Consider the following 24213-nt stretch of genomic DNA (forward strand, 5'->3'; position numbering starts at 1 on the left):
CGGGGAATTATCTGGCCGTCGTCGGGGAGATCCAGGTGGCCACCAGCGGGGAAAACCCCAGGCCGCCCACGGGGAGAAAAGAATGGCCATTGACATTCTGGATCGGCGACCTGTGGCAGATGTCGCCGTAGTGTGGACGGAACAGAACACTCGTTTCCACGGCCGTGAAGATCCGGACAACACCGCCGTGGCGCCCTATCGAGGTGTCACGGCGGCCTTGACCCGCGCCCGCATCACCTACGTTCCGGTGCACCTCGAAGATCTACGGGACGTTGCGCCGACGGTGCAGGCGATCGTTTTGCCCGATATCGCAGTCATGACAGATGAGCAGTGCGCCTCGGTCGCTGAACTGGTGGAGAACGGCACCTCATTGGTAGCGACCGGCTCGACGGCGCTCAAGGATGCCGACGGCGTCTTTGAGCGAGGCCCCCATCGGCTGGGCGCGACTTTGGGTATCGCAGCGACCGGCATGGCATCCGGAAGCGTGGCGCCGCTCCAGTTCCAGATCGACGACTACAGTCGACATGATTACGTGCGAATCGACCGCACGGGAGGTGTCGGGCACGGCATCGATACGGGTGATCTCGCCGCGCTGCTGGCGGGGTTCGAGGACACCGACCTGCTCCCCCTGGGGGGCCGGTTGGAAGGTGTGGAAGCGTTTAGCGCGGCCGTGGTGGGTACGCATGTCGAGCCGTTCCCGGCGTATCCCCCGGAGTTGGCTTGGTTGCGACCAAGCCCGACCACCAAACCTGTACTTGTGGCTCGCCGAGCCGTGGGTGGTGCTCGGATCGCCTACTCGGCGGCCGACATCGATCGGCTCGCCGGCCGTGAAGGACTGCCCGATCACGTTCGTCTCCTCACCAATATCGTCCGCTGGGCTGTCGGGGAGAACCCAACCCTCGATGTGACCGGGCCAGGCCTGGTGGATTGTCGTCTTTACACCACGCCGGGCGGTCTGGTCCTGCATCTGGTCAGCATCGGGACCACGAGTCCTGTACCCGGCACCCACGACGAACCTTTGCCGGTCGGACCGTTACGTATACGGATCCGACACCGCGCGGCCATCTCGACCGCTCGTGCCCTGGTTGCGAATCGGGAGCTACCGGTCGAGAACGACGAGGATGCCGTTGTCATCGATGTACCGCAGATGGGTGTTCATGAAGTGATCGCACTGGTGGACTAAAAACCAACAGCCAACCGGGTGAGTCACCGCTCACCCGGAACAGACGGGTCACCATTCGGACCGGTGTCGACAACAATGTCGTCTGCGCGAACCGGAGCTGCTTTCTTGCTTGTACATCAGGCAGTGCGTATGAGATGACGCCGCGGTCCCTGAGAGCCGGGGTCTTTCGCTCTTGTCACTGCGTGAAGCGGGCAGAGACAGCCTTCCGTCTCGGGCCATCATTGTCTCCGCGGTCGCTCGTGTCCCAGACGCCGAGACGCTCCGCTCGCCGTCAGTGCATGTGGAAAGCGCCGTCGCCTCGGTACCGGTGGTCGTGACCGATCACGCTCTACGCCCTGGTCGACATGGAAGCAACGTTGTTCCTCATACCAGGCGCATGGCTGCCGGACGATGGGGCCAACGCCACGGGAGCCGCGCTTCGGCTTGTGTTCCGACCGAACCCACCATGCCGGCTACAGGTCTCGACGTGGCCGAGTCTGCGCAAGCCTTCGTCGGAGGTACTCACGATTCAACCGGAGGCGTCGCGACGAAATCTGTTACCAGTCGCACAGATCGGTTGTCTGCATTCGGAGTCGAGCCATGACCAGTCTCGAGCCGAAGGTTCCGCCGTGGCCTATGACAAACCACTCCAGGACTGGTCACACCACCACAGGAGCCAGGACCAGCGCGAGCTTGATCTCATCGGCCTCGAGGCTCCGGGCGGACCGCAGACGCGCAGCTCGCCCAGCACCTGTCGGTCGATCCGTTGCTGTTGGACCCGGCGGGGCACGGCGTCGTAATCCGTGTGAGCCGAACTCTCCCGCGCCCCGCCGAAGCTGTCACGCTGTCATGAGACTGGTTGCCGGCCCCTCATGAGCCCGGGGTCTGAACGTCACCGACCGACACCCCTGTCAGCTGCTCGTAAATGGTCACGATGGCGGTCGCGTCCTGGTCCCCCAGCCCTGCAGCGCGCCCCATCTCATAGACCTGGGTGCACGCGGCGTGCAGGAACAACGGGACTGAGTACGCACGTCCGAGGGCGCCCTCGAGTTCGAGATCCTTGCACGAGATGTCGAGCCGTACACCGTCGAAGTCGCGTTCGATCATGCGGCGTGCGCGGTAGTCGAAGGCCACGCTGGCGCCAGTCGAGGCAGCGATGACGTCGCGCATCATGGCTGGGTCCAGGCCGGCCTTGACGCCGAGGACCATGCCTTCCATCGCAGCGACTGAATTGATCTTGTACAGCATGTTGTTGATCAGCTTGAGTACGACGCCGCGCCCGATGGGGCCGACATGCAGAATCTCACTGGTCATCGCGTCGAGCGCCGTACGAGCTCGGTCCAGTGCGTCGGCGTCACCGCCGACAAACGCGCGCAGGGTGCCCTCCGTTGCGCCCTTGATCATGCCCGAGACGGGGGCGTCGATCATGCGCACCCCGTCTCCCGCGAGCTGCTCCTGCATGCGAATGACAGCAGTGGGATCGATGGTGCTCATGCAGACCAGCACATCGCCGGCCCGGGCACCGCGTGCGACACCACGCTCGCCCAGGACGACGTCCTCGGTCTGCGCCGTCGTGTCGACCATTGTGATCACCACCTCGGCCTGTTCGGCAACGTCAGCTGGATCCTCTGCGACCTGTCCACCCTGCTCGAGCAGCTGTTGGATGCGAGCGTCGTCGATGTCGTAGCCGACGACCGGCTGCCCCGACCGGAGGATGTTCGCGGCCATGCCGCTGCCCATGGCCCCCAGTCCGATAAAACCAACCGTCGCGGGGCGAGCACCGTCTGTCATCATTGATCCTCCGGTTGTCAGGGCGTCGTGACCTGAGACCCGACACGCACCGGGTCGTCGATGCGGTACACCCGTTGCGCGGTGCCCGCAAAAACTTGGCGCCGCTCCTCGGGCGAGAAACCTTCGGTGAGACGGCTGAACATGTTCCAGATCGTGCGGTACGGGATCCCTGCCTTGTCGACTGGGAAGTTGGACGAGACCATGCACCGTTCTGGCCCGAACAATTCCAGGCATGGCTCGAGGTAAGGCCGCCACAGATCGACCAGCTCGAACGAGGTCGGAGGCCGGTCCGCAAGCTGGAAATCGAAGGTTCCCAGCGACATCAGCAAGCCGCCCAGTTTGATCGTGACGTTCGGGCAGGCGGCCAGGCGCTGCAGGCCGGCGACGAAGTCTCTGTGCACCTCCGCCAACCGATCGGCATAACTGGAACGTGTGACCGGACTCGCTGTGTGGATCACGACGATCTGCGCCTCGGGGACCGCCCGCGCGAGTTCGACCACGTCGGAGATCTGAGGGTGAAAGATGCTGGCCTGGAACACGAGTCCGCGAGCAGCGACCTCCACCAGCCCACGCTGCAGAGCGGGCTCCAGGTAGAGCCCGGGACGGTCGGCGCTCACCGCTCCCTTCACCGCGGGGTCGGGATCCCACTTGGCACGGTGTCGGACCCCCCTGAACCTGCCGTTGGCGAGTTCCAGATGGGCGTCGAGAACCTCACCGGCGGCCGCTCCACGCGTCAGGTCGACGTTGCCCACAATGGCCGCGGCAGCCCGCGTGTCGGTGAAGCAGCCGCTCTCCGCGATCGCAGCCATCCCGACCGCAAACTCGGTCTCCCCCAGGCTGCGCAACCACTCCGGTCCGGAACGCCGATACATCGCTCCGCACTCGACGAAGACGGCGGACTCGATGTCATGCCCGGAGGCCTCGACATCGGCGGCGTACTCCTCGACGAAGTATCGATACCCGGACTTGTGCATCCACAGGTGGGTGTGAGCGTCGACGATCGGCACCCCGGGACGGAGTGGTGGCTCGTCGAGTGCTCGCGCGAGAAAGCCGTGGTCCGGTCGCTGCGTGCGCCCGAAGTCGGTCCCTTGCCTCGTCGTCATACCTCTACCGCTCCCGGCCCTTATGCGAACTACAGTTGAGCTAATGTCATACACTAGTGCCCTGCGTGAGTGTCAACCCCGCGCCGCTCGGGTGTGCGCCGTGACGACGCGTGCTGCCGGTCTATGACGCCGGTCCGCCAGTCAAATGCCAGTTGAGGGGTGTTCAGATGACTATCTCGGATCGAAGTCGTGGCTCCGGCCCCGCGCAACAGCGTGGTGACGACGGCGGCGGCGTGCTGGTCGCCCTGACGGCGGACGCGTCTCTCGTCACTCGCATCAGGAGCGCGGCCGACGCGGCAACCGTGCAGGTGTACCGCGACCTCGAGTCCATCGACGAGGCACCAGAGCACGTCGAGGCATTGGTCGGTGTGCGATCGCCATTCGACCCGCGCCCCTGGCCCAGGCTGCGCTGGGTGCACGCCGCAGCAGCGGGAGTCGACAAACTGGTCACCGCGGAGATGGCCGCCAGCGGAGCGACCCTCACATCGTCGGCCGGCAACGGAGGTGTGCCGCTCGCCGAGCACGCCCTGATGCTGATGCTGATGCTGGATCGCGACGCCCCCCGATGGATGCGCGCGCAGCGCGACCGGCGATGGGACCGCTATCGACACGGCGAGCTCGCCGGACGGTCCGTCGTGATCGTCGGGATGGGAGCTGCAGGTCAGGCACTCGCTGCGATGGCCGCTGCTTGCCAGATGCGAGTCATAGCCATCACCCGTACCGGCGGCCGGGAGATCCCGGGCGTCGAGCGCAACGTCCGGGCCAACCAGCTCGCGATCGAAGCCGCAACAGCCGACTTCCTCGTCGTAGCCGCACCGTCGACGACCGCGACACAGGGACTCGTCGGAACGACCATTCTCGACGCGCTCCCCAGCCATGCCCATGTCGTGTGCGTCTCCCGGGGCGGCATCGTCGACGAGCAGGCACTGGTCGCACGGCTGCAGGACGGACGTCTGGCCGGAGCCGGGCTGGACGCGTTCGAGACCGAACCCTTACCCGCGGACTCCCCGTTGTGGGCCATGCCGAACGTCGTGGTAACCCCCCACAACGGGGCCACCACGGAAGCGACGACCCGCCGCGGCGAGCTGATCCTGATCGACAACATCGAGCGCTTCGTCACTGGACGACCGTTGCGAAACGTGGTCGATCTCGCCGCCGGCTACTGAGTCCGCCCACTTCCCCAGCCACCGAGCAAGGACACACATGACACTGCAATACCGCGGTCTGCCCCTGAGCGCCAATGTCTCGATCCTGTTCGCCGAGATGCCCTACGCACAGCGATTCACGGCTGCCCGGGCCGCGGGGTTCACCGCGGTCGAGACATGGTGGCCCTTCGGAGAACCGGACCCGGACGAAGAGAAGGTCGACGAGTTCCTGGCGCTATTGGACGTCAACGGTGTCCGCCTGACCGGACTGAACTTCTGGGCCGGAGACATGGCAGCCGGCGACCGCGGGATGGTTTCTCACCCCGACCGCCACGACGAGCTCCGAGCCAACATCGCTCGAGTCGCAATGATCGGTGAACGCACCGGTTGTGCCAAATTCAACCTGCTGCACGGTGCCATCCCACCGCAGGAACGGTCGGAGGACAGACACCGCGCCATCGTGGATGTCTACCGCGAGGCCGTCGACGCCGTCTCAGGCGCGGGTAAAGTCCTGGTGGAGCCCCTCGCGCGGGAGCTCAACGGCGATTACCCGCTGGAGACAGCGCAGGATGCCGCCAGCCTGGTAGCAGATATCGATCGGGGATCGAATGCGGCACTGCTGTTCGACACGTTCCACCTCGGACACAACGAAGACGATCTGATCGTGCTGGCCCGACAGCACGGTCCTGTAACCGGGCACGTCCAGATCGCCGACGACCCCGGCCGGGCGGAGCCCAGCTCCGGAGCACTGCCACTGGCGGAATGCGTGGACACGCTGGCCGCCGCCGGATACGACGATTGGATCGGAGTGGAATACCGGGCCAGCACCTCCCACTCCGAGGATTCCCTCGGTTGGGTCGACTGACCATGCGGGCGGACATGAACCGGCAGCGGTGGGTGTGACCGCTGTCTACCGCAACCTCGACTGGCGAGGTGCCTGTCGCGCAACAGTCTAGCCCATTGCTGCCGACGCCGGCCCGGCCGCAATGGTGGCCCGATGAACGAGATCAGGTCTTGCAGTAGCCGCTGCGAGGTGTCCCACCACGTCCGGCGCAAGCCCTACCTGCGGCCCCCATCCACAGGCATGCTTACGCACCAGGCAGACTCAGATACACCCTGACAGAGCTCGACAAGACCACTGGGTTCGTCATCGGCCGCGACAAGCCCCGCACCGAAACCATTACCCGAACCGTCCGAAAGCGTCATCGTCACGGTGTGAAGCAGCAGGTCCGGGCGCATAGACGAAGTCAGTTGCCGGGCAGCGCCGGCGCAGCTCTTGCCACGCTCTCCCACCGGTGCGGGCGCTCGGGGCCTCCTGCACGTCTTGTTGTCGCCCATGAGTCAATCGGCCTGTCTGGTGGCGCGGCAGATCGCCGGACGTACGTACGCACGCACTCCGCAACCCGACAGCGGGACGACTACCGACACAGCGCCGCGATGAGGGCGTGAACGCGGTCCCCTCCCGCGTCCGCCCGGGAGAATCAGGAGCGGCCGAGCGCGCGAGCCAGCCAGTCAGCACCCGTATTCCTCCGCCTCGACGATCACCGGAGGCGAGATGTGGCCGAGGCAGCGGACCGGTGACCGTCGTGGCTCACACGTCTCAGCCGCTCGCCACGAGCGCCAGGGCGGTCGCTCGCGCGACTCCGGTGGAGCCCACAGCTGCTCGCAACGACACCGCGTCGCGCAGCAGCCGCTCGGCCGGGTACTCGCTGAGGTACCCGTACCCGCCGTGCGACTGAACGGCGAGACCCGCGACGACGACGGCCGTGTCGCAGGCCCCCATCAGGGAGGACGCGGTCTGGACCGGATCGCGCGGATCCGCGCCCAGCACGGTCGCCAGAGCCGCGGTCGAGGCCCGCACCTGCTCGTGCAACGCCGCCCGTACGGTCGGCAGGGCCGTCAGCGGCCCGCCGAACTGCTGCCGTTCCCCCGCGTAGGTGAGCGCGCCGTCGGCGGCCGCCCCGGCCAGTCCGGCGGCCGTGGCCGCGGCGCCCAGCGCCAGGCGCGCCCGGGCACCGTGCGGGGCACCCGGCACGCGGATCGCGCGATCGGTGTCCACCGTCATGCGGCAGGTCCGTGCGCCGCCGAGGCCCGTCCGCCGGACCGGCTCCACCGCACCACCGGCTGGCAGGACGAGCATGTTGTCCTCGTCGAGAACGAGGACAACGGGATCGGCGCCTGCCGGGTCGACCCGTTCGATGACACCGGTCACAGTCGACCCGTCGACCTGCAGGTCGACGTGGTCGCCGGAGAACTCCACGACGGCGACGGCCGCGGTTCCCGCGTGCACACCGGCCACGAGATCGGCGAACCGTTCGTCCGTGCCAAGAACCTCGACGGCGGCGTGCGCCTGGGCGGACGCCCACCCTAGTGCGGGCCAGATCCGGCCCAGGCGCTCCAGGACCAGCAGATGCACGGGCAGGGTGGCGCCACCGCCGCCCAGCGCCTCCGGGACACCGACCGTCCACAGGCCCAGGTCGGCGAGTTCGGCCCGGGCCCCGGCCACGGTTTCGGTGTCCCGGTCGTCGAGCGGCTCACGCCCGCCGAGCAGGTCGTCGAGCAGGGCGAGCACGTCCCGCTGGTCGTCGTCGAGGACGGGGCCCCGCCAAGTCACTGCCAGAACCTCTCGGGCTTGGAGTCCCGACGCTCCCCGAACGACTCGGAGAGCTCGTGCGCCTCCGCGGTCCGCAGGTACAGCGAGAGCTGCTGGTCGTGGGCCATCCGGGCCTGGCCAGAGACCCCGTTGTGCCGGGCGGAGAACGCACCTTTCAACGCGCCGACGGCCATCGGGCTGCGCGAGCAGATTGTCCGTGCCACCTCGGCTGCACGCGTCACCGCCTCCCCCGTCGGGACCACCTCGTTGACCAGCCCCATGGCGAGAGCCTCGGTCGCGCCGTACTTGTTGTTGAGGTACCACATCTCCTTGGCGCGCTTGCGCCCAATGGTGTCCTCGAGGTACCAGGTCCCGTATCCGGCGTCGAAGCTGCCCACCATCGGTCCAACCTGCCGGAAGACCGCGTTCTCCGCGGCGATGCTGAGGTCGCACACGTTGTGCAGGACGTTACCGCCGCCCACGGCGAAGCCGTTCACCGCGGCGATCACCGGCTTGGGGATAGTGTCGATGGCCTGGTAGACGTCGATGATCGGCAGGACCTGCGACTGGTCGAGCGAGGTCACGGGGTCGTGCTCGCCACCGATGCAGAAGAACTTGTCGCCGGTTCCGGTCAGCACCGCGGCCCGCAGCTCGGGATCGAGCCGGAACCGCTGCAGTGCGTCGAAGAGCTCAAGGCAGGTCTGGTGGCGGAACTTGTTGCCCGCCTCGGGCCGGTCGATCGTGATGGTCAGGACCGCCCCGTCCCGGGTCGTCGTGACGTCGTCGTAGCTCATGCCGTCTCCTCTGTCGACCGGAAACCCCGGCCGTTCTTGTCGCCGAGCCGACCGGCCGCGACCATCCGGTTCACCAACGGCGGCGGGGCGAACCGGGCGTCGCCGGTGGCCTCGTGGACCAGTGCAGTGGTGTCCCGATGAGTGTCCAGGCCAATCCGGTCGAGCATCTCCAGTGGCCCGACCGGGTGGCCGAGACCGAGTCGGATCGCGACGTCGATGTCCTCCGCGGAGGCGAGCTCGTCGTCGTAGGCCTGCACGACGTCGTTGAGATAGGGCAGCAGCATGCTGTCGACGAGGAAACCGGGGCGGTCATCGACGACGACGGGCTCCCGCTCCACCGAGCCGACGAAATCGGCGGCCGCGCCGACGACCGCGTCGCCGGAGGCCAGGCCGCGGACGACCTCGACAATCCGCGACGACGATCCCGTGCTCGGGACGTGCAGCCCCACGACGCGCGCCGGGTCGGGCACCGCGGCGGCCAGCTCGGTCACCGACTGCCCGGAGGTCACCGTGATGATCGCGACGTCGGCACCCACGACGGCGGCCGCCTCACGCAGAGCCGCCCGCTTCGCATCGCCGCCCGCCGCGACCGCCTCCAGGACCAGCGTGGCCTTGCCGAGCTCACTGGGCTCAGTCGAGCTCACGACCCGGTCGAGAGCCTCACTGCGCGCCTGCTCGGTGAGCGCACCCGCGGACACCGCGGCGGCCATCGAATCGGCGAGGGCCTCGAGCCCGCGCCGCAGCTGCTCGCCGTCGGTCTCGACGACGGTGACGGTACGGCCCGCCCGGGTCGCCGCCTCCACGAACTCCACTCCGACGGGCCCGAGTCCCAGCACCGCCACGTGATCGATATCCGACACAGCTCCCTGCGCTCCTCTCACGATCCGAACAGCCGGTTGTCGTCGTACTCGTAGAACCCGCGACCGGTCTTGCGACCGAGGTCGCCCGCGGCGACCATGCGCTCGACCATCGGCGGCGGGAAGAACCGCGGCTCGCGCAGCTGCTCGTAGAGGCGCATCGCGACCTGCTTGTGGATGTCCATCCCGACGATGTCCAGCAACCGGAACGGCCCCATCGGGTGTCCGAGCGCACCGCGGACCGCGGCGTCGATCGACTCCTTGGTGCCGACTCCGGACTCCAGCGCGTCGATGCAGCTGTTCTCCCACGGGATCAGGAACCGGTTCACGATGAAGCCGGGACGGTCCTTGGTGACGACCGAGGTCTTGCCGAGTGTGTCGAGGAACTCCAGGGTCGCGTCGTGCGCCCATCCCTCGGTATGCCGGCCGTCCGCGACCTCCACCAGCTTCATCAGCGGGGCCGGGTTGCAGTAGTGCGTACCCACGACCCGTCCCGGCAGCCGGCTCCCGGACGCGATGCCGGTGACCGACAGCGTCGAGGTGTTGGTGTGGAACAGCGTGCGCTCGGAGACGATCCCGTCGAGCCTGCCGAAGGTCTCCTTCTTCAGGTCGAGGTCCTCGAAGATCGCCTCGACCACCACGTCGGCGGGGGCGAGGTCGCCGAGGTCGGTCGTGCCGCTGAGGTTCGCGACCGCGCTGTCGGCCTGCGCGGCGTCGATCTTGCCCTTACGGACGCCATTGTCGAAGAACCCGCGGACTGTGTCCAGACCCCGGCCGAGGTTCGTTTCGTCGACGTCGAACAGCAGTGTGCGGTGGCCGGCGCGCGCCATTACGCAGGCGATGCCCGACCCCATCGTGCCCGCGCCGAGGACGGCGACGGTGTGGGAGGTGGTGTTCATCAGAGGCTCCTTGCCAGCTAGCGCACCGACTGGCCGCCGTCGAGGACGACGACCTCACCGGTCACGAAGTCGGAGGCGGGACCGGCGAGCAGCAGCAGCCACGGCCGCAGCTCGTCGGGATGCCCCATCCGTTTGAGCGGAATCGATCGCACGACCTTCGAGGTCAGCTCCTCGTCCTTGCGCATCTCCGCGTTGAGGTCGGTGGCGAAGTAGCCCGGTGCGATCGCGTTGACCTGGATCCCGTCCCGCGCCCATTCCATCGCCATCGAGCGGGTGAACGCGATCACCCCGGCCTTGGACGCGGAGTAGGCGGCGTGGTTCGGGACGCCCTGCAGGGCGAAGTTGGACGCGATGTTGACGACCTTCCCCGACCGCTGGGCCAGCAGATGCCGGGAGACCGCGCGGGTGCACAAGAACACGCCGCGCAGGTTCGTCGCGACGACCCGGTCCCACTCCTGCGCGCTCTGCTCGGCCAGCGGCGTCGACGCGACGATCCCCCCGTTGTTGACGAGCACGTCGACCCGCCCGAAGGTCTCGACGGTCGCCTCCACCATCCGGGCGACCGAGTCCTCGTCGGTGATATCGGTCCGACAGGCGAGCGCGCGCCCACCGCATGCCTTCGCCTCCTCGACGAAAGAGTCCAGTTCCTCGCCGGTACGTGCCGCCACCGTCACCGCCGCGCCGGCCTCGACCAGCGCGTGCGCCATCGCCCGGCCGAGTCCACGTCCGGCGCCGGTCACGATCGCCACCTTGCCGTGCAAGTACGTCATGAGAACGCCTCCACCGACCGGCTCGTCTCGCGTCCGATCAACAGTCGTTGCACCTCGTTGGTGCCGTCGTAGATCTGGGTGACCTTCGCGTCGCGCAGGCACCGCTCGACACCGACCGACTCAAGATCGCCGAGCGGTCCGAGGAGCCGCGTGCACTCGACGGCGGTCTCCCAGCCGAGATCGGTGCAGGACTGCTTCATCATCCCAATCTGGCCGGGCGCGACCTCGGAGTCCTCGTCGGCGCGACGGGCCACTGCGAGTAGCAGCAGCCGGCCCTGCAGGATGCGCCCGCGCAGCGTGGCGAGGGCGAACGTCTGCTCGTCGGGCAGGCGCGCGCCGTGCCGCCGAGTCAGCGCGTACAGGGTGCGGGCGTACGCGGCGCGCGCCAGCCCGACGCCCTGCGCGGCGGCGCTGATCCTCGACTTCACCACCGAGCGCATGACGACCGACCATCCCTCGCCCGCACCGCCGAGGAGGTTGCCGGCCGGGACGGCGACGTCGTCGAAGAACAGCTCCGCAGTCGAGGACCCGTGCATCCCCATCTTGTCGAACGGCGTTCCGCGCCGGACACCGTCCCAGTCCCCCTCGACCACGAAGGCCGAGATCCCCTTCCGGCCCCGGGACCTGTCGGTGACAGCGAAGCACACGATCACGTCGGCCCGGTCGCCAGTGGTGATGAAGGTCTTGCTGCCGCTGAGCCGGAAGCCGCCGGCTGACTCCGTCGCGACCGTCCGCATGCTCGCCACGTCGCTGCCGGCGTTGGGCTCGGTGATCCCGAGCGACCCCCATCGTGATCCGTCCAGCAGGCCGGGCACGTACCTCCGCGCGAGCGCGTCGCCGCCCGCCAGCATGATCGGGAACGCCGTATGCATCTGAGTCATGAACACCAGGCTGGTCGCGGCGCACCCGGCCGTGATCTCCTCCATGGCCACGGCGTAGGCCACGTTGGTGTCCCCCGTGCCGCCGAGCGCGGGCGGAAAGACCAGGCCCATCAGCTGCGCGTCGGCCAGCGCCCGCACGCTCTCGGCCACGAACCCGTGCGTGCGGTCAGCGTGCTCGGCGCGCGGAGCCACGGACTCGGCGACCACCGCGCGGGCCGTCGCGCGCACCTCACGCTCGCGGTCGGTCAGCAGCGCGTCGGCGGCCGGCTCGTCGAGCACGTCGTGCACCGAGAGATAGGTCTTCGGTGCGGCCTCGAGCGGGTCAATACTGATCACGCATCCTCCTGTGATCGGGCACGGCGCGGTGGGAAGTCCGGGCGCCTCTTCTCGAGGAAGGCCCGGACCCCTTCGGTGGACTCGGCCCCGGCCACCGCCATCGCAGCGAGTCCGGACTCGACCGCCAGCCCGGATTCGACACCGACGTCGCGGGCGTGCCCGAGAGCGCTCAGGACGGCACGGACCGCCTCCGGTCCCTGCGCGGCGATCCGGTCGCCGAGATCCACAGCGGCAGTGACGACATCGTCGGGCGGAACGGGCGGCAGCGGTGTCAGCCCCAGCTCGTAGGCCCGGGTCGCGTCCATCCGAGCTCCGGTGAGCATGAGGTGCGCGGCCGCTGCTGTGCCGATGCGCCGGGGAAGGCGTTGGGTCCCGCCGTAGCCCGGAATCAGGCCGAGCGAGGTCTCGGGCAGGCCGAACGACGCCCGTTCGGAGGTGACCGCGAACGTCGACGCGAGCACCAGCTCGAACCCGCCGCCAAGCGCCAGGCCGTTGACCGCGGCGATGACGGGGACCTCACTCGTCTCAACGGCGCGGAACGCCAGCTGTCCGCGGCGCATCGTCTCGCGGGCCCCGTCGATGTCCAGTCCGGCCAACTCGGACAGGTCCGCTCCAGCACAGAACGCCTTCGTGCCCGCACCTGTCACCACCACGGCCGCGATCGCGGGATCACCGGCCGCCGACCCAATCGCGTCGACCAGTCCGCTAATGACCGCGCCGTTGAGCGCGTTGTGCGCCCGTAGCCGATCGATCGTTACCACCAGGACGGAACCGCGCCGCTCCGTCCTCACCTCGCTGTCTACTGGCGTCACGGCGACATAATGTCGTACATTAAGCTTATCGTCAATGACTGGCCGACGGTGCCACCATCGCGGGCCAAGGAGGGACATCACCGATGAGCCGAGCCCGTGCCGCAGTTCTACGGCGGACCACAGGCGGGCCGTTCGCGACCGAACGGCCCCTGTCCATCGAGACCTTGGAGCTGGACGCCCCGGGCGCCGGCGAGGTCGAGGTCCGCATGGAGGCGGCAGGCATCTGCCACTCGGACCTCTCCCGCGTCAACGGCACGCGTGCCGCGGTCCTGCCCATGGTGCTGGGACACGAGGGCAGCGGGACCGTCGTGCGGTGCGGACCCGACACGCACGGGATCCGGGTCGGGGACCGGGTCGTGACGACCTTCCTCCCCCGCTGCGGCACGTGCCTACAATGCACCGGGCCGGGATGGTCGGTGTGCGGCAACGGCACCCGGGCCAACAAGCGAGGTGAGCTGCTCCGCGGCGGGCTGCGATTCCGCCGCGACGACGCGACACCGGTGCACCACAACGCCGGCGTGTCCGCATTCGCGACTCGCACCGTCGTCGACGCCTCCGCGCTGGTCGTCGTCCCGCGGTCAGTCCCGGCCGACGTCGCCGCCGTCCTCGGATGCGCCGTACTCACCGGCGGCGGAGCCGTGTCGAACGCCGGGCGGCTACTGCCCGGCCAGACCGTAGCGATCGTCGGACTGGGAGGCGTCGGCTTCGCCGCCATGCTCGTCGCGGCCGGCCGCTCGCCCGCCGCGATCCTCGCCGTCGACATGCTGCAGGACAAGCTCGCAATGGCCCCCGGCTTCGGGGCGACCGCCGTCGCCACACCAGACGAGGCCACGATGGCCGGCACCCGGTACGACCTCGTCGTCGAGTGCGTTGGCAACCGCGCCGCCCTGGAGACCGCCATCGCGCTCACCGGACCGGGCGGACGGACGGTAACCGTCGGCCTTCCCGCCGCCGGGGCCAACCTGTCGGTGTCCCCCCTGAGCCTGGTCACCGAAGGGCGCTCACTGATCGGCTCCTACGTCGGATCCGGGGTACCACGGGCCGACATCCAGGCCTACGCCCGGATGTTCCAGGCCGGTGACCTGCCGCTCGACCGGCTCATCTCCGGCCACATCGGGCTGGACCAGATCAACGAGGGAATGGACGCTCTGCACCGCGGCGACGTCCTGCGCCAGATCATCACGCTCGACCAGGAACCAGACGCCACCGCATGAAGGCCGCCGCACATTAGACAGCCTCACTGTCGGTTTGGTCACGCAATCCTGCTACTTAATCGCTCATCGACACTGCTAAAATGACAGACAGGCTGTCTATTCGAGTGAGGTGAGAGGCTGTGGATGCACGGGTCGACCAGTTACGGCGGGACCTGGGCTTGTTCGCTCGCAACATCCGGTCCCACCGGCGGAGTCGCGGCCTGACGGCGTCGCAACTGCAGGTGCTGGGACACCTGGACATCGACGGGGCGATGACTGCTCGGGATCTGTCCGACCGGGAGCGGGTCGCCCCGCAGTCGGTGGCCAAGACCATCAAGGCGCTCGAGGCGACCGGCATGGTCTCGCGCCGTCCGGATCCCGACGACGCCCGCGCGGTACTGATCGAGATCACCGATGACGGCCGCAGCACGCTCGTCAGCGACCGTGCGGCGCGGAACGAGTGGCTCGAGTCCGCGCTCGCCCACCACTGCACCGAGGCCGAACGGGAGCTGCTCTACATCGCGGGCCGGATTCTCCGGGAACTCTCCGACAGGGCGGCGGCACCGGACGACACCGAGAACGGTCTCACGTGACCGCCACCGCGGAGCCGCTGCCGACCGAGCGCATGCGGTGGAGTACGGGCGGAGCCATCGTCTCCGGAAACGTCCTGCAACCGCTGAACTCCTCCATGATCGCACTGGCGGTCGTGAGCCTGACGGCCAACTTCGGTCCGTCGGACCTGATGCCGTGGGTACTGTCCGCGATGTACATCGCGACGGCGGTGGCGGCCCCGGTGTCCGGCCGGCTCGGGGCCCTGCTCGGTGCACGGCGGATCTACCTCGCCGGCCTGTGGCTGATCCTCGCCGGTTCGTTCATCGGGCTCGCCGCGCCTGACCTCGTGTGGGTGGTCTTGTCGCGCGTCGTCGTCGGCCTCGGCACGGCGGCCCAGTACCCAAACGCAGTGGCACTGATCCGGCGCTACGCCCGCCGGCACAACGTGCGCACCAGGGGGGTATTGAGCCTCCTCGCCATCGGCGGGCAGGTGACGGTCGCCTTCGGCCCGACGGTGGGCGGCCTCCTGGTGGGCCTGCTCGGCTGGCGGGCGGTGATGTGGGTCAACGTCCCGGTTGTCATCGCCTGCGCGGCGATGGTGTGGACGTGCGTGGACCGGGACGATCCCGTGACGGCCACCCGGCGGGAGCTACTCCCCGCCCTCGATCTGCCGGGAGTCGGGCTGTTCCTGGCGTGGGTCGTCTCCCTGATGGTCTTCCTGCTCTCGGTCGTGGAGCACCCCCGGTGGTGGCTGCTCGCGATCTTCGCGGTCGCGCTGGCGCTTTTCGTGGTCCGGGAACGGCACGCCCGGTCGCCGTTCCTGAACGTGTCGACACTCCTGCGCAACCGCGCGCTCTCCGGAACACTGGCCAGGACGGTGCTGACCTGGACGGCCTTCTACGCCGTCTACTTCGGCTTCCCGCAATGGCTGCAGTCCGCACGTGGCCTCACTCCCGCCGAGGCGGGAATGATGATGTTCCCTCTGGCCGCGGTCGGCGTCTTCTGCGTCCTGCTGGCAACCAGGACCTGCAGGGTGGCAGGCCCGCGCCGCTCGTTGCTGTGGGGCACATCGGCGTTGGCCGTCGGCGGCGGCATCATCGCGGTCGCGGCCGCGTCCGGGATCCCGGAGCTCATCCTGCTGGTGGCGGTCGTCGCCGGCATCCCGAACGGTTTCAACAACATCGGCAACCAGACGGTGGTCGATCTGGCCACGCCGGACGACGACATCGGAACAGCGATGGGCCTCTACCGGACGACCCAGTACATCGGCGCGAACTTCGCGGCGGTCGCGTTGGAGATAGTCTCCGGCCCGACGATGACCGACGCAGGGTTCGGACGACTGGGATGGCTGATCGCCGGCCTCGGAGCCCTGCTGCTCGTGTCAACCCTCGCCGCCCGCAGCCTGTCCCCGACCCGATTATTGCCCGCGCGCTGAAGTCCGTCCGAAGAGGAGGTTCGTCGGACGGGGGCCGGTGCGGCCACCGCCCGACGAACTCCTCCTGGACACGGATCGAACGGATCGTCTCAGGCTCGGCGGCCGGCGACGTCCAGATCGGAGTTGCGGGTCTCGGGCAACGAGAGAGCGCACATCGTGGCGGCGCCGCTCAGGGCCGCGACGAATATGCCGAGCCCGATCCCGCCGAAGTGCGAGACGATGACCGGCGAGAGCAGCGGTACCACGGTGCCGCCTACGATGGTCGGGATCCCGGCTGCGACACCCGACGCCGTGTACCGATACCGGGTCGCGAACATCTCCATGACGAAGGCACCCAGCGGTCCGAACTGGAATCCGACGATGAGCGCCATCCCGAGCATGACGGTGACGAGTGCGCCAGTCGTTCCGGTGGCCAACAGCGGGAAGGTCACCAGCGCCCACACCACAGCGAACGCGTTGGCGGCCGCGATGAGCACCCGACGACCGACCCGGTCGGAGAGGGTGGCGCTGACGATAGTGGCGGCGGCCATGACCAGTCCACCAGTGAGCCCCACGGTCAGGACGAAGATCCGGGTCTTCCCGAGTTCGTTCACGGCGTAGCCGGCCAGGTACACCGTCCACAGGTAGTAGAAGACGTAGGTCGTCAACACCGAACCCGCCACCAGCAGGATCTCCCGTGTCTGCGCACGGAACGCCTCGACGAACGGCAGTCGTGCCCGGGCTTCGGTCACGCCGGCCTTCCGGAACACGGGCGTCTCGGCGATTGTCAGCCGGACGAACAGGCCGATGCCGACCAGCACCGCGCTCCCGAGGAACGGCAACCGCCAGCCCCAGCTCAGGAATGCCTCGGTCGACATGAACAGCGCCGTGCTCAGGAACGTGAGGTTGACGAGCACGATCGCAGCGTGGTTACCGAGCTGGGGGAACATGGTCCAGAAGCCGCGCCGGGCAGGCGGGGCGTACTCCCCAGCGAACAGGGCTGCACCCGCCCATTCACCTCCCGCCGCGAAGCCCTGGACTACCCGCAGCAGGGTCACGATGACAGGAGCCGCCACTCCGATCTGGTCGGCCCCGGGCATGAGTCCGATCAGGACAGTTGCGGTCCCCATCATGAGGAGGGTGATCACCAGCATCCGCTTGCGACCGAGGCGGTCGCCGAAGTGTCCGAACACAATGCTGCCGATGGGACGTGCGAGGAAGGCCACGCCGAACGTCGCGACCGAAGCGAGGGTCCCGGCCGCGGTTCCCAGCCCCGGGAACAGCACGTGCGGGAACACCAGCGCGGCCGCGATGGCATAGATCTGGAAGTCATAAAACTCGACGAGCGTGCCGCTGAAACTGGCGAAGGCCACCCGCCGCCTCATCCGGCCCGACGGCTCGGGGTCAGGTCCTGCAGACGGGGCCGGCGCGACGTGTGCAGGCGCCGGACTGTTGTCTCTTGTCATGCGAGCTCCTCGGGGTACGGCCGGTCCTTGGGTCCGGCGAGCTGTGGGGGTGGGACTCCCAGCAGGGCACGGGGTTTGTCGACGAGCATCGTGCGCAGTGCGTCGTCCCCGAGACCGAACTGCCGCAGCTGCCCACAGAACAGGCGCAGCATCTCCACATGCGGTGGCATCCAGTCCAGGTAGACGTCCGAGCTGAGGACAACGTTCTCGGCACCGACCGCGACGACCGCTTCGTGGATGCGGACCAGATCGACCGGCGACCGGGGCAGGAGGGTGTGGATCGCTGTCATCTCGATCGTCGCGCCCAGGTCCGCCATCTCCTTGATGACGTCCAGGTCTGCCTCGATGGAGGGGGAGAACGGGTGGCCGAACACGAGTCGATCGAACCCAATGGACGCGGACTCGCGGGCGAGGGCGAGGCTCTCGGCGACCGCCAGGTGGCCGGTGGACACCACGAGCCCGAGTTCGGCGGCGATCACGAGTATCTCCCGGGCTTCAGGCCGCAGAACCGCGTTGCCGTCGAGGACGGACACCGCGGAGTGCTCCAGGTCCGCCCGCAACCGAGGGTACAGCGGATCGACGATCTCCCTGCGAACCAGGCCCGGGTGCCGCGAGTCGTTCACCGATCCCCAGGTCGGCAGGTAGACGACACGAGCCCCATGGCGAGCGGCCGCCTCGACCGTCGACGGCTGCAGCCCTCCGACCAGCGGGTTCAGCGTGATCGACGAGAACACCGTGAAGTCCGGATCGGCCAGCTGCTCGGTCAGGATTCGAGCTCGATCCATCGTCGGCCAGAAGTGCGATTTCAGTACCAGCCCGCGCATGCCGCAGTCGCGAGCGATCCGGCAGAGCTCCCGGTCGTCGAGGCGAGCGCGCCACTGCGGATCGGCATCGGGGTAGCCGTGGACGTGCATGTCCACCGCCCCACGCAGGATCCGGTTGTCGCCGGCGGTCAGGATGTCGCGGTCCCCACGCGGGGTCGACTGGTCAGCAACCACGATGTCGCCGTCTCCCAAGCATCTCGTGCGACGCCACCCGATCAGGGGCGCCGCGTCACCATCAACGGGAGGGACCCTTGCTGGACGGTCGCGTCCCGCTGGTTCACCAGCGAGTACCGCCGGCCGATCACTCCACGGAGGCCGTCCCGCGTCGCGCGGGTCTCGGTGATCTCAATCGTCGCGTGCACGGTGTCACCCGCGAAGATCGGCTGGATGAACCGCCACTCCTCGATCCCGAGCAGGGCCACGGTGCACGACTCCCACAGCCCGAGACGGTTCGACAGGCCCGTCATCACGCTGAGCCCGAGCAGACCGTGCGCGAGACGCTGCCCGAACGGGGTGTTCGAGGCGAACGCGGCGTCGGTGTGGATCGGATTGAAATCTCCGGACAGGCCCGCGAACGTCGCGATCTCCGCCTCACCGATGGTGCGTGCGGGCGTCACGAACTGCTGACCGACCTCGAAGTCCTCGAAGTACAGGGACGGGCGCAGCATCGCTCACACCCCGCCCGTCGCCGGGCGCTTTTCCTCGGACGCCTCGATGGGTCCGAAGGCGCCGTTGCGGGCCAGCTCCTGCACCTCGTCCGCGGAGAGGCCGAAGCGCTCGCGCAGCACCCCGTCGCGGTCCTCTCCCAGACGCGAGATGCGGGCCGGTTCGGTCACCGCGAACCCGGTCGGGTCGGTCGGCTGCACGAACGTGCCGCCGATGCCGTCGTCGACCTCGATGTAGATCCCACGCCGGTGGAAGTGCTCCAGCTCGAACACCTCGGGCATCGAGAGCACGGGCGCCACCGGGACGTCGGCCTTGGTGATCAGCTCGACGGCCTCGTCGCGGCCCAACTCGCGGCTCCAGGACTCGACCAGCTCGTGGACCTCGTGCTTGCGGCGGGCCCGCTCCAGGTAGGTGGCGTACCGCTCGTCGCGCCCGAGCTCGGGGCGCCCCATGGCACGGCAGAGCCGGACCCACAACTCGTCGCGGTTGACACCGATGTTGAAGTACCCGTCGCGGGCCGGGAAGACCCCGTACGGGACGCCGTGGAAATTGTTCGACCCGGCGGCCTCAGTGGCCTCCTGGTCGGCCGACTGGATCCTGGCCAACGCCACCGTCATGAACGGTAGCGTGCACTCGGGCAGCGCCAGGTCGATGAGCCGGCCCTCCCCGGTCTCGTCCCTGCGCCGCAGCGCCAGCAGGATCGAGGAGTGCGCCGTCATCGCCGCCGCGACGTCACCGAGGGCGAAGCCGCACCACACCGGCGAGCCGCTGCGGTCCCGGGTCAGCCCGGTCGACCCGGACAGCGCCTCGGCCACCATGGCCAGGCCCGCACGGTCCTCGTCGGGCCCGGAGTCGAACAGCCCGAAGCCGGAGATGTTGGCGATGATCAGCGAGGGGAACCGCTCGCGCAGCGCGACCGGGTGGATGCCGAGTCGCCCCAGCGCCTGCGCCCGCATGTTCGTGACGAACACGTCGGCCTCGGCCAGTACCCGCTCGAACACCTGGGTCCCGGCGGAGGTTTTGAGGTCCAGCACGACGCTCTTCTTGCGGCGGTTCAGCGAGCCGTAGTAACCGGAGACGGTCCCCTGGTCGCTGGACCGGATGGGCTCGCGGGCACGGCTCTGCTCGCCGATCGGCGGCTCGATCTTGATCACCTCGGCGCCCTCGTCGGCTAGCAACATGCCGCAGTAGGGCCCGGCGATCAGATGAGTCAGCTCCACGACCTTGAGGCCGTGCAGCACCCCCTTCTCGGCGGTCCGGGTAGGTGCGTGCTCCGTCGCGGTCATGGGGTCACTTCCTCACCGTCGAGAACGAATTCGAAAAGATGGGCCGGCTCGGCCTCGCGCATGGTGACCCGAACCCGCATGTCAGGCCGCAGGTCGTCCCAGGACGCCAGGACACGGCTCACGCAGCGGACACCCTCGTCGAGGTCGACGAGACACAGCACGTACGGCGCTTCGTGGGCGAACATCGCCGGGGCGATGACGACCTCGGTGTAGCTGCGAAGGGTGCCCCGCCCGCTCAGCTCGATCCAGCTCACGTCATCCGACCAGCAGTCCGGGCAGACGGGCTTGGGCGGGAAGGTGATGTGCTCGCACCGGTTGCACCGGGTCGTCGTGAACGTCCCGCTGCGCAGGGCGTCCCAGAACGGCGCGGTGAACGTAGTGATGCGGGGCGGGTAGGCGAGTTCGCTCATGGTCATCGTTGGTCTCCGCTCACTCGCCGGCCGACAGGACGTGCATCATCGTCGCGTTGTAGTCACCGAGTTCGGCGGTCACGGCGCCGATCCCCGCACCCGCCACCTGGCGCTGCCCGGCCTCGCCGCGCAACTGCTGCACCGCCTCGAAGACGTTGTAGAGCGGGGTCACGTGCGGCGGGTGTCCACGGCTCGCCAGCCCTCCCGACGGCGAGACCGGCACGCGTCCGCCGATCGCGGTCTGACCGTCGACGGCCGCGATCCCACCGGTACCCCGCTCGAACAGCCCGACCGACTCGGTCAGGATCAGCTCCACGATCGAGCACGGTGCGTAGACCTCGAGGAAGTCGAGGTCGGCGGCGGTGATCCCGCAGGACTTGTACGCCTTCGCCGAGGCGATCTCCGCGGACTCGAACGTCGTAAGGTCACGGGGCCGGCTCGAGACCTGGTGGATGCCCTCGTGGTAGAAGCCGCGGCCGACGACGTCGACGTAGCGGCCGAGCGAACGGGCGATGTCGGGCCTCGCGACGACGATCGCGACGGCCCCGTCGGAGCGGGGCGGGACGTCGAGCAGCCCCAGCGGGCGCACGATCGGGCGTGCCGCCAGGACGTCCTCCACGGTGATCTCCTCGCGCATCTGTGCGATGGGGTTCATCGAGGCGTGGCGACGGTTCTTGACCGGGATGGCGGCGAGCTGCTCGCGGGTCAGGCCGTAGTCGTGCATGTAGCGCGTAGCGTTCAGTGCATACCACGAGATGGGGGTGACGCCGAAGGGCACGTGGAAGTCGACATCGCCGACGGCCCGCATCGACAGGTGCATGTGCTCCCCGGTCGGGACATGCAACTCGCGGTTGACCCCGAGCGCCACCGCGACCTTGGCCTTACCAGTGGCGACACGGTCCACCGCAATGTCGAAAGCCAGTCCTCCGGTCATGCCGTTGCCGAGCACCTCGAGCAGGATGTCGTCGACGGGGATCTCCAGATAGCCGGCCATGAAAGTGCCGAAGTAGCGCTGCTCGGCGTAGGGCCGTGGCAGGCAGAACGAGAGCGCATCGATGTCGTTCTTGCTAATCCCGGCGTCGGTCACCGCATCCACGAGGGCGCGCAGCATCATCTCGTGTTCCAGCGTGTCCTTATGCTTGCCGACCGGCAACGCACCGATGCCGACGACGGATGCGAGCGGCTCCATTGTTATCTCACCTCTCGAAGTGACCGGACGAGAACTCGACCGGGAAGAATTGCTGGTAGGACGGCCTCAGCGGGCGTCGGGGCCAACCGTGGACGTGCCGGGGCGGAACACGGAGTAGAGATTCACGTAGCCGCGCTCGACACGGCGACGGGCGTGCCGCGCCGCGACCTCCCGGCTGGGCGGGACGAAGCCGTGTCCCTGCGTCAGACACCGCATGAAAGCGGCCCGACCGGCGATCGCGATCGCGTCGTGCAGCGCCTGTTCGTCCCAACCCTGATCGAACACCGCGTCGGCGCTGCTCTGGTCGAGCGCGTCCGGGGCGAGCATCAGAGTGCGGAGGTAACGCAGCACCGGTTGCAGCCGCGCTCCTGCGGCTGCCAGGTCCGGATCGTCGAGAAGCCGCTCGACCAGGCCGTGCTCGATCCCCCACGCGTACGCGACCTCGGCATGCGCCACCGCGACGAAGTCGCAACCGACGACGCCCGCAGCGAACGCCAGGAGGAGCTCACGCTCGCCGCGGTCGATCGACGAGGGCCCGTTCATGAGCGCCTCGCTCATCTCTGACCAGGGCCGGTAGATCTCCGGATACTGCGCGAAGACCGCCGGCGGTCCCGCACCCTCTGGCAGTGACGGGAAAAAGGTCATCGGAACCACCCAGCGTCCACATCCGGCCGTGGCCAGGCCATCAGCCACCGACCGGCGCGGGCAGCTCGTGGGCTACGTCGTCGCGTCGCACGTCCCGCAGCCCGGTCCGGCCGTGGTGCCGGTCGGCCTCCTTGTACCCGAGCGCGTCCTCGGCGATAAGGATCCGCTGGACGTTCGCGCTGCCCTCACCGTTGAAGAAGTGGTCGGCGTAGGCCTTGAGCCAGGAGATCCGGTACTCTCGCGCCAGCCCGTAACCGCCGAAGATCTGGCCGGCCTTGTCCGCGCAGAACTTGGCAGTCTGGGAGGCGTGGTACTTCGCCAGGGAAGCGAGGCGGTTCGACGGCTCCGAATTGTCCATCGCCGAGGCGGCGCGGTAGACGAGCGAGCGGCTGGCCTCGATGGCGACGGCCATCTCGGCAATGTCGGATTGGATCATCTGGAAGCGGCCGATCGGCTGGCCCCGCACGATGCGCTCGTTGGAGTAGCGGACCGCCTCGTCGAAACACGCCCGCGCCGTGCCGAGCGCCTTGCCGGCCACCATCACCCGTCCCAGCTGTAGGACCTGCATGATGACCTTGAAGCCGTGGCCCTCCTCGCCCAGCCGGTTCTCCACCGGAACCGTGAAGTCGTCCAGGAACACCGCGTTCGTCCGGAAGGACTTTGACAGCATCGTGTCGATCGGTTCCGCCGTGAACCCGGGGTACTTCTTCGGCTCGACGATGAACGCGGAGACCCCCCGCGCACCTGCCTCAGGGTCGGTCTTGGCGAGCAGGATGCCGACGTCGGTCTCGTTGGCGATCGACGCCCACATCTTCTCGCCGTTGATCTTGTAGACGTCGCCGTCCCGACGGGCGGTGGTCCGCATCGCGCCCGCCGCGTCCGAGCCGCTGCCGGACTCCGTCAGTGACATCATGCCGATCGTCTCGCCGGCCAGGATCGGCGGCACGTACCGCATCACTTGCTCCGCGCTGGCCGCAGCGTAGATCGACATGGGGCAGGTCGAGCCCTGCTGGTTGTTGCAGGAGGAGAACCGCGGGTCGTGCCGGGCCATCTCCTCCTGAATCACCGAGGCCACCAGGAAGCCCATGTTGCTGCCGCCCACCGACTCGGGGAAGACCGAGCCGTAGAGCCCAAGCGCACCCGCGCGACGGACCAGCTCGCGCGGGAACTCGCCGCGCTTCTCGAAGTCGTCCATCACGGGCGCGACCTCGGTCGTCATGAATCGGATAACCGTGTCGCGAACTGCGTCGATCTCATCCGAAGTCGCTGCTTCCATAAACTCTTCCTCATCCGTGTCGGACCGGAATCGGATCGATTCGGCCACTTCGCCGTGCCCTCGGGCGCGCCTGCCGGGGCTGAACATCGGTAAAATATCTGACAACATCGCGACTGTCAAAAGTCTGCTTTGAACTATGCTGTGCGGGC

Annotated in this window: 23 protein-coding genes; 6 read left to right on the forward strand and 17 right to left on the reverse strand. The window is 68.3% G+C overall.

Annotated elements, in window-relative coordinates:
• Positions 1 to 82 precede the first annotated feature (82 nt).
• Positions 83 to 1183, forward strand: a complete 1101-nt coding sequence (locus ABZ863_RS27540) for a hypothetical protein (RefSeq protein ID WP_358541282.1) — start codon at positions 83 to 85, stop codon at positions 1181 to 1183.
• Positions 1184 to 2032: 849 nt separating this feature from the next.
• Here the strand turns inward: ABZ863_RS27540 and ABZ863_RS27545 are convergent.
• A complete protein-coding gene (locus tag ABZ863_RS27545) occupies positions 2033 to 2953 on the reverse strand; it encodes an NAD(P)-dependent oxidoreductase (RefSeq protein ID WP_358541285.1) in 921 nt (306 codons plus the stop codon).
• A gap of 17 nt (positions 2954 to 2970) precedes the next feature.
• Complete coding sequence (locus ABZ863_RS27550) at positions 2971 to 4056, reverse strand: amidohydrolase family protein (RefSeq protein WP_358541288.1); 1086 nt, start codon at positions 4054 to 4056, stop codon at positions 2971 to 2973.
• A gap of 167 nt (positions 4057 to 4223) precedes the next feature.
• Here ABZ863_RS27550 and ABZ863_RS27555 point away from each other — a divergent pair, with 167 nt between their 5' ends.
• Positions 4224 to 5222 carry a D-2-hydroxyacid dehydrogenase gene (locus ABZ863_RS27555; RefSeq protein WP_358541290.1) on the forward strand — a complete coding sequence of 333 codons (999 nt, stop codon included), beginning with the start codon at positions 4224 to 4226 and terminating at the stop codon, positions 5220 to 5222.
• A gap of 37 nt (positions 5223 to 5259) precedes the next feature.
• Entirely contained in the window at positions 5260 to 6066 is an 807-nt protein-coding gene (locus ABZ863_RS27560; protein WP_358541293.1) for a TIM barrel protein, read from the forward strand.
• 735 nt (positions 6067 to 6801) lie between these two features.
• On the opposite strand, the gene ABZ863_RS27565 is transcribed toward ABZ863_RS27560, so the two are convergent.
• From ABZ863_RS27565 to ABZ863_RS27595, 7 genes are read right to left on the reverse strand one after another with little or no spacing between them, the layout of a single operon-like run.
• Positions 6802 to 7815, reverse strand: coding sequence for an acyl-CoA dehydrogenase family protein (locus ABZ863_RS27565; RefSeq protein ID WP_358541296.1), 1014 nt, complete (start codon positions 7813 to 7815; stop codon positions 6802 to 6804).
• Positions 7812 to 8588 carry an enoyl-CoA hydratase-related protein gene (locus ABZ863_RS27570; RefSeq protein ID WP_358541299.1) on the reverse strand — a complete coding sequence of 259 codons (777 nt, stop codon included), beginning with the start codon at positions 8586 to 8588 and terminating at the stop codon, positions 7812 to 7814. Before ABZ863_RS27570 ends, ABZ863_RS27565 begins: the two co-directional genes overlap by 4 nt.
• Entirely contained in the window at positions 8585 to 9448 is an 864-nt protein-coding gene (locus ABZ863_RS27575) for a 3-hydroxyacyl-CoA dehydrogenase family protein (RefSeq protein ID WP_358541302.1), read from the reverse strand. The genes ABZ863_RS27570 and ABZ863_RS27575 overlap by 4 nt, the downstream gene beginning before the upstream one ends.
• A gap of 17 nt (positions 9449 to 9465) precedes the next feature.
• Positions 9466 to 10344, reverse strand: coding sequence for a 3-hydroxyacyl-CoA dehydrogenase family protein (locus ABZ863_RS27580; protein WP_358541305.1), 879 nt, complete (start codon positions 10342 to 10344; stop codon positions 9466 to 9468).
• 17 nt (positions 10345 to 10361) lie between these two features.
• Positions 10362 to 11114, reverse strand: a complete 753-nt coding sequence (locus ABZ863_RS27585; RefSeq protein ID WP_358541308.1) for a 3-oxoacyl-ACP reductase family protein — start codon at positions 11112 to 11114, stop codon at positions 10362 to 10364.
• Positions 11111 to 12331, reverse strand: a complete 1221-nt coding sequence (locus ABZ863_RS27590) for an acyl-CoA dehydrogenase family protein (RefSeq protein ID WP_358541311.1) — start codon at positions 12329 to 12331, stop codon at positions 11111 to 11113. Before ABZ863_RS27590 ends, ABZ863_RS27585 begins: the two co-directional genes overlap by 4 nt.
• Complete coding sequence (locus ABZ863_RS27595) at positions 12328 to 13143, reverse strand: enoyl-CoA hydratase/isomerase family protein (protein ID WP_358541314.1); 816 nt, start codon at positions 13141 to 13143, stop codon at positions 12328 to 12330. Before ABZ863_RS27595 ends, ABZ863_RS27590 begins: the two co-directional genes overlap by 4 nt.
• An 83-nt stretch (positions 13144 to 13226) precedes the next feature.
• Between ABZ863_RS27595 and ABZ863_RS27600 the strand changes: the two genes are divergently transcribed.
• From ABZ863_RS27600 to ABZ863_RS27610, 3 genes are all read left to right on the forward strand, one after another.
• Complete coding sequence (locus ABZ863_RS27600; RefSeq protein ID WP_358541317.1) at positions 13227 to 14357, forward strand: alcohol dehydrogenase catalytic domain-containing protein; 1131 nt, start codon at positions 13227 to 13229, stop codon at positions 14355 to 14357.
• A 119-nt stretch (positions 14358 to 14476) separates the two neighbouring features.
• Positions 14477 to 14929 (forward strand): MarR family transcriptional regulator, encoded by a 453-nt coding sequence (locus ABZ863_RS27605; protein ID WP_358541320.1) that lies wholly within the window; start codon positions 14477 to 14479, stop codon positions 14927 to 14929.
• Positions 14926 to 16323, forward strand: coding sequence for an MFS transporter (locus ABZ863_RS27610; protein ID WP_358541323.1), 1398 nt, complete (start codon positions 14926 to 14928; stop codon positions 16321 to 16323). Before ABZ863_RS27605 ends, ABZ863_RS27610 begins: the two co-directional genes overlap by 4 nt.
• Before the next feature lie 89 nt (positions 16324 to 16412).
• Here ABZ863_RS27610 and ABZ863_RS27615 read toward each other — a convergent pair whose 3' ends face one another.
• From ABZ863_RS27615 to ABZ863_RS27650, 8 genes are all read right to left on the reverse strand, one after another.
• The gene (locus ABZ863_RS27615) at positions 16413 to 17675 is read right to left on the reverse strand and encodes an MFS transporter (protein ID WP_358541326.1); all 1263 of its coding nucleotides are present in this window, start codon (positions 17673 to 17675) and stop codon (positions 16413 to 16415) included.
• Positions 17676 to 17764: 89 nt separating this feature from the next.
• The gene (locus ABZ863_RS27620; RefSeq protein ID WP_358541329.1) at positions 17765 to 18766 is read right to left on the reverse strand and encodes a DUF6282 family protein; all 1002 of its coding nucleotides are present in this window, start codon (positions 18764 to 18766) and stop codon (positions 17765 to 17767) included.
• Between the two features lie 41 nt (positions 18767 to 18807).
• Positions 18808 to 19260 (reverse strand): MaoC/PaaZ C-terminal domain-containing protein, encoded by a 453-nt coding sequence (locus ABZ863_RS27625; RefSeq protein WP_358541332.1) that lies wholly within the window; start codon positions 19258 to 19260, stop codon positions 18808 to 18810.
• 3 nt (positions 19261 to 19263) lie between these two features.
• Positions 19264 to 20544: a CoA transferase gene (locus tag ABZ863_RS27630; RefSeq protein ID WP_358541335.1), complete on the reverse strand. Its 1281-nt coding sequence runs from the start codon at positions 20542 to 20544 to the stop codon at positions 19264 to 19266.
• Entirely contained in the window at positions 20541 to 20960 is a 420-nt protein-coding gene (locus ABZ863_RS27635) for a Zn-ribbon domain-containing OB-fold protein (protein ID WP_358541338.1), read from the reverse strand. Before ABZ863_RS27635 ends, ABZ863_RS27630 begins: the two co-directional genes overlap by 4 nt.
• 13 nt (positions 20961 to 20973) lie before the next feature.
• Entirely contained in the window at positions 20974 to 22143 is a 1170-nt protein-coding gene (locus ABZ863_RS27640) for a thiolase family protein (RefSeq protein WP_358541341.1), read from the reverse strand.
• Positions 22144 to 22209: 66 nt separating this feature from the next.
• Positions 22210 to 22788, reverse strand: coding sequence for a hypothetical protein (locus ABZ863_RS27645; RefSeq protein ID WP_358541344.1), 579 nt, complete (start codon positions 22786 to 22788; stop codon positions 22210 to 22212).
• Positions 22789 to 22828: 40 nt separating this feature from the next.
• Positions 22829 to 24184, reverse strand: a complete 1356-nt coding sequence (locus ABZ863_RS27650; RefSeq protein ID WP_358541347.1) for an acyl-CoA dehydrogenase family protein — start codon at positions 24182 to 24184, stop codon at positions 22829 to 22831.
• Between the last annotated feature and the right edge of the window lie 29 nt (positions 24185 to 24213).

This window comes from Saccharomonospora sp. NPDC046836 (assembly GCF_040645195.1).
In the GTDB taxonomy this organism is placed as follows: Bacteria; Actinomycetota; Actinomycetes; order Mycobacteriales; family Pseudonocardiaceae; genus Prauserella_A.

Excerpts from the sequence above, each read along its gene's own strand:
- ABZ863_RS27645 (WP_358541344.1), bottom strand. The coding sequence starts at position 22,788 with ATGACCTTTTTCCCGTCACTGCCAGAGGGTGCGGGACCGCCGGCGGTC.
- ABZ863_RS27560 (WP_358541293.1), top strand. The coding sequence starts at position 5,260 with ATGACACTGCAATACCGCGGTCTGCCCCTGAGCGCCAATGTCTCGATC.
- ABZ863_RS27635 (WP_358541338.1), bottom strand. The coding sequence starts at position 20,960 with ATGACCATGAGCGAACTCGCCTACCCGCCCCGCATCACTACGTTCACC.
- ABZ863_RS27545 (WP_358541285.1), bottom strand. The coding sequence starts at position 2,953 with ATGACAGACGGTGCTCGCCCCGCGACGGTTGGTTTTATCGGACTGGGG.
- ABZ863_RS27570 (WP_358541299.1), bottom strand. The coding sequence starts at position 8,588 with ATGAGCTACGACGACGTCACGACGACCCGGGACGGGGCGGTCCTGACC.
- ABZ863_RS27585 (WP_358541308.1), bottom strand. The coding sequence starts at position 11,114 with ATGACGTACTTGCACGGCAAGGTGGCGATCGTGACCGGCGCCGGACGT.
- ABZ863_RS27555 (WP_358541290.1), top strand. The coding sequence starts at position 4,224 with ATGACTATCTCGGATCGAAGTCGTGGCTCCGGCCCCGCGCAACAGCGT.
- ABZ863_RS27625 (WP_358541332.1), bottom strand. The coding sequence starts at position 19,260 with ATGCTGCGCCCGTCCCTGTACTTCGAGGACTTCGAGGTCGGTCAGCAG.
- ABZ863_RS27540 (WP_358541282.1), top strand. The coding sequence starts at position 83 with ATGGCCATTGACATTCTGGATCGGCGACCTGTGGCAGATGTCGCCGTA.
- ABZ863_RS27630 (WP_358541335.1), bottom strand. The coding sequence starts at position 20,544 with ATGACCGCGACGGAGCACGCACCTACCCGGACCGCCGAGAAGGGGGTG.
- ABZ863_RS27550 (WP_358541288.1), bottom strand. The coding sequence starts at position 4,056 with ATGACGACGAGGCAAGGGACCGACTTCGGGCGCACGCAGCGACCGGAC.
- ABZ863_RS27640 (WP_358541341.1), bottom strand. The coding sequence starts at position 22,143 with ATGGAGCCGCTCGCATCCGTCGTCGGCATCGGTGCGTTGCCGGTCGGC.
- ABZ863_RS27580 (WP_358541305.1), bottom strand. The coding sequence starts at position 10,344 with ATGAACACCACCTCCCACACCGTCGCCGTCCTCGGCGCGGGCACGATG.
- ABZ863_RS27600 (WP_358541317.1), top strand. The coding sequence starts at position 13,227 with ATGAGCCGAGCCCGTGCCGCAGTTCTACGGCGGACCACAGGCGGGCCG.